The sequence below is a fragment of the Erysipelothrix aquatica genome, from assembly GCF_009828775.2.
In the GTDB taxonomy this organism is placed as follows: domain Bacteria; phylum Bacillota_I; class Bacilli_A; order Erysipelotrichales; family Erysipelotrichaceae; genus Erysipelothrix; species Erysipelothrix aquatica.
This window is the reverse complement of record NZ_WTSY02000061.1, coordinates 1-4,255: the sequence shown is the minus strand read 5'-3', so window position 1 is coordinate 4,255 and position 4,255 is coordinate 1. Positions and strand designations below refer to the sequence as shown.

Sequence of the window (4,255 nt, the reverse complement as noted above, 5' to 3'; positions counted from 1 at the left end):
CTATATTCTTGCTTACTCATACTATAGTACCTCCTTGACTAAAGAATACTACTTTTATGTATTAGTGTCAATAATTTTTATAAATAGTCCACTATATCAGTGGTAGCCATTTTATAAACCAAGAAATACTCATAGGATTCAATTTTAGTAAAATCAACATCATCAATCACAACGTCTTTCATGATAATTGGTTTATCTAAGTTACGACTTGCAAAGTAATTCTTGCGTCCTGGTGTTATCTCAACATCTTTGGTTATGTATTTTAGAATGTAAGTTGATACACGTTCTTTATCTTCTATATACTCACAAGTACTAAACCCCTTTTTCCATAACTCAAAATTATATGAATCAACAGGAGCCGTTAATTTAGCACTAGAACGTTTTTGAGCAAACTTCATGTATGGAGTTGCTTTATCACATAACAACGCATGAGCATGAAATGCACCGCTCTTGTGTCGCTCTAGAAGTATAATATATTTTAAATCATTTACATACTTCTTTTTAATGTACTTACACCAATCATTAATCTGTGAAACAATCTTATCGCGATCAGTCGTCTGTTCTTTAAATGTAAATGTACAGAACCATACGAAATCATTTGATAATACATAATCTCGAATAGTTGCACGTATACGACGGACTGTGCGATACAGATTGCCATTGTTTGCGGAAGTTTCTTCGAAACAACCATATCGCTCTGCGAGCGAATTGAAGAACTCATCACGCGATGTTTTATCCATAGTTTTATAACGTGGTTCAGTGGCAATGACAAGACCATTCTTATAATACTTCACATAAGAAAATTTCATCTTTTACCCCTTAAGTGTCCGTATGTCAAGTAGACGGACACGATACGCTCCGCTATACTATTCACTTCGTGAACAGTTACAAAAGCAAAAACCCTTACTAAGATTTATGTTCCGTCGTAGACGTCACAGCACGCTACGGCGCTCCCTGTCGGGCGCCTTGCTACGTGGCGATAACTTCATATGTATCATAGGAATTAGCGACATATAAGTTACACTTGGAAATAGTCATAGTTGATAGTGGAGCTTCATATTCCATACTGTCTTTATTAAAGCGTAATTTTTCTGCATCATAAAATGATTTAAACAATAGACCTATGAACTTAAAACCACGCATATTGCATTCTATCTGGTAACGACAATAACGACGGAGTGTGATATTAATTTCTAACCACTCTTGGGCCGTAGTGATAAATATAATTCTTCTCTTTCTCATTTGAGATAAAAAGGCTAATACTTCAGTAGTCATTTTTGTAGATTTTGTTAAAGCGGTAAATATTTCATCATAAACAATAACGCAATCATGTTCATGAGATAGATCTAATAATTCTGTAAAACTACTAATGTAAGTATATTCAACATTCTTAATGCTTTTGATATTCGCATATATGCGAGTACCTTCTGGTAAGTTATGTAAGTATTCAATCACACTATACGTTTTCCCCTTACCTTGTTTCCCACAGTAACAATACACTCCAAATTTATCATTATTTGGGACGAACCCCTTTCTGAAAAATGAAGCCCAATTTATCTTATAAGTCAGTAGTATTCGTATTCCAAAATATAGGAATATTATTGCAAATAGATATAACATATAATCTCCTTTTAAGGTTTAATAGCGTTGTACCACTTAACAGCAAGTTTGGTCATCCAGAGCCCCAAAGGCACTGTGAGTTTAAACGTGTAGTATGCAACGATTAGAGCAAGCACGGTATCATTTAATCCAATCATGGATATAACCCACCCTACCCCATTTCCAATCAATGTAAACAAATTTCCGACTGCAGTCATTGCATTGCTTAAATCAGGCAACACAGTAGCAATCATGGCATCAATTGGACTAAGTAATATTGATACCAGTCCAATAACCATTGAGAATATTCCATTTATAATCGCTTTTATCATAGGTCTAGCACCTCGATTTTGTCATTCTCTGGGTCTTTAAAACCCTTTACCATTGCAAATACATCAACCGCTATTCGATAGGATATGAAGCCACCAATAACAAGTTGATAGACATCAAAGAAACCACCAAAATGCTCTTTATAAATCGGTGTCATACAAGGAAGATTAACATTTGTTTCTACATAAGGTAATGGTGCACTAATATCTGTACAACCTTGATTTACCAATGATTTTATAAGAACCAAAGGACTCGTGATAATACTCGTAAGACCATACGAGTTGGATTCGAACCCATCGAAAAAGCCACCACCGCTAGAAGTATCGACACTAGAATCATTAAGAGTCTTATCGACTTCCTTAACACTCTTATTAGTTTCTTTAATATCGTTCCGAGTCTTTTCATTTTCTTGTCTTTGAAACTCCCTATCATTTGTCAATTCTTCGGATAAACTATAACCAGAACGAGCCCATGCCCAATCTAGTTTAAGCAAGCTCCACGTATTATCCCAAACAGTAACATTTCCAAAAATCGGTTTAGGTTTATAACCCTGAATAGATGTACTCATTTTTATAGTTTTATCATGAACACCCTTATCATTAAAATAATAAACAATAGGTTCAACAGTAGTTTTTTCAACACCATTATAAGATGAAACTTCAATTTTTGACGCTTCTGGAATATAAGTTCCACTAGCAGACTTATAATTTAAATGATATGCCCAATCAACAGTATTATTAACAACCGCTACAGGTTGCTGATATGCTTGACCGGCTCCGTTACCTGTACAATCCCACTGATTAACATATGTATTATTAGAACCACCAGAAGTACCACTAACTTTACACTGTACCCTACCGCTATTCGATTGACCGTCATGAGAATAATACATATTGCTAGTTGTGGTCATATTCTTATAAACAGGGTAATAAATAATCAAGTAACGTTGTTGTTGTACATTTGGATCTAAATATGACATCAACATATAATGCCCTTGCTCTTCATTAAATAGATTAGGTTTGTAGATTTTAACCCAATCTTCTATATTTTTAATCGCACTATCCGTATAAGAACCAACAGACATATATGGCGTAAATCTTTGGTCATTTTGATTAGATGCAGCAACAGGCATTGTTACCCAAGACAAAGTAAATAAAAGAGTCAATGCAAATATAATTATTTTCTTCATAGGCGACCCCTTTTAAACAAACGCATAAATATTTTACTTGGTAAATAAAAACCAATAATCAAGATAATAAAAAATGATATTAAGATTTGGTCTAAGTCCGAACGATAATAAAAATCACTGGTAACTTCATTAGGCATTAAGCAAACGATACCAGTTGTATTCCCAAAGTTCCGACTACCAGTAATAGAATTGTAATGGTCCATTTGATAAAATCTTGTGTAGTTAACTGTTCGATTAGAACTAGGATACGAATGATAAGCAGTAATGTAATTGCCGTCGTAAGTGACACAAGGATACTTACTAGGTGTGTAATCTGGTACATATATCTTGTTCCCCATTATCTCTTGTTAAATAGCAAAGAACCGATTAAGTCAAATATGAAATACAATCCGACTAAAAACGGAAACCAATCAATCCATATTAGTAATACCTTTTGTATAATTTCAAACATAGGCTATTTTCCCCTTTCTAATAAAAAAAGCAACTATTAAATAGTTGCCTTACCTTTACCTGCACCACGAATGAGTTTGCGTAATAGCAACAATCCTAATGCAAATGGAATCATAACGATTACGAATGGCATAACTTCAGCAACTGTCTTAAACATGACCGCTGACGTCACGCCAGTAGTTAGAGCCGTAATAACTGCTTCCATAGATATCTGTCCCCTTTCTACTCGGTTTCATAAACTAATTGAGCGTAATAATCGTTAAACCAATCTGACCATATTGATAAACAATTGTATCGGTTAAACGCATTAAACAACTTTTGGCTTGTGCCCACTGAGTAGTAACAGTTGAGTTTCTGCCGGTGATAAAAATACCAGTTTAATAACTTCATCTGTAATGTAGACTCTAAGTGCATGGTAAGGTTTACCGCTATCTTTTCCAACAGACTGAATAAATTCAACTTTCATCATTATCTCCTTTCCCTTAAAAAGTACTATTTATTTGTGTTAGGAAATATAAACACAGCGAGTTTCACTGCTACATTTATATAGTACTATTCGTATAATGTATATTATGTAACTTACATATATCCAAAGTTGACGCACTCCGAAGCAATACGATCAATTGTTAAGATGAATAATAAAAAACCGCGAGAGCGGCTTTAAATTATTTGAGTAATGAAAGTACA

At 34.2% G+C, this 4,255-nt stretch carries 7 protein-coding genes; all 7 read right to left on the bottom strand.

Annotation, left to right across the window (positions count from 1 at the left end):
- Positions 1-77 precede the first annotated feature (77 nt).
- Positions 78-809: a rolling circle replication-associated protein gene (locus GVV20_RS10280; RefSeq protein WP_159740455.1), complete on the bottom strand. Its 732-nt coding sequence runs from the start codon at positions 807-809 to the stop codon at positions 78-80.
- 160 nt (positions 810-969) lie between these two features.
- Complete coding sequence (locus GVV20_RS10275; protein ID WP_159740456.1) at positions 970-1,455, bottom strand: hypothetical protein; 486 nt, start codon at positions 1,453-1,455, stop codon at positions 970-972.
- A gap of 176 nt (positions 1,456-1,631) precedes the next feature.
- Positions 1,632-1,931 (bottom strand): hypothetical protein, encoded by a 300-nt coding sequence (locus GVV20_RS10270; protein WP_159740457.1) that lies wholly within the window; start codon positions 1,929-1,931, stop codon positions 1,632-1,634.
- Positions 1,928-3,118 carry a hypothetical protein gene (locus tag GVV20_RS10265; protein WP_159740458.1) on the bottom strand — a complete coding sequence of 397 codons (1,191 nt, stop codon included), beginning with the start codon at positions 3,116-3,118 and terminating at the stop codon, positions 1,928-1,930. Before GVV20_RS10265 ends, GVV20_RS10270 begins: the two co-directional genes overlap by 4 nt.
- 136 nt (positions 3,119-3,254) lie before the next feature.
- Complete coding sequence (locus GVV20_RS10260) at positions 3,255-3,440, bottom strand: hypothetical protein (protein WP_159740459.1); 186 nt, start codon at positions 3,438-3,440, stop codon at positions 3,255-3,257.
- A 165-nt stretch (positions 3,441-3,605) separates the two neighbouring features.
- The gene (locus tag GVV20_RS10255) at positions 3,606-3,773 is read right to left on the bottom strand and encodes a hypothetical protein (protein ID WP_159740460.1); all 168 of its coding nucleotides are present in this window, start codon (positions 3,771-3,773) and stop codon (positions 3,606-3,608) included.
- Positions 3,774-3,875: 102 nt separating this feature from the next.
- A complete protein-coding gene (locus tag GVV20_RS10250) occupies positions 3,876-4,034 on the bottom strand; it encodes a hypothetical protein (protein ID WP_159740461.1) in 159 nt (52 codons plus the stop codon).
- Positions 4,035-4,255: the final 221 nt, after the last annotated feature.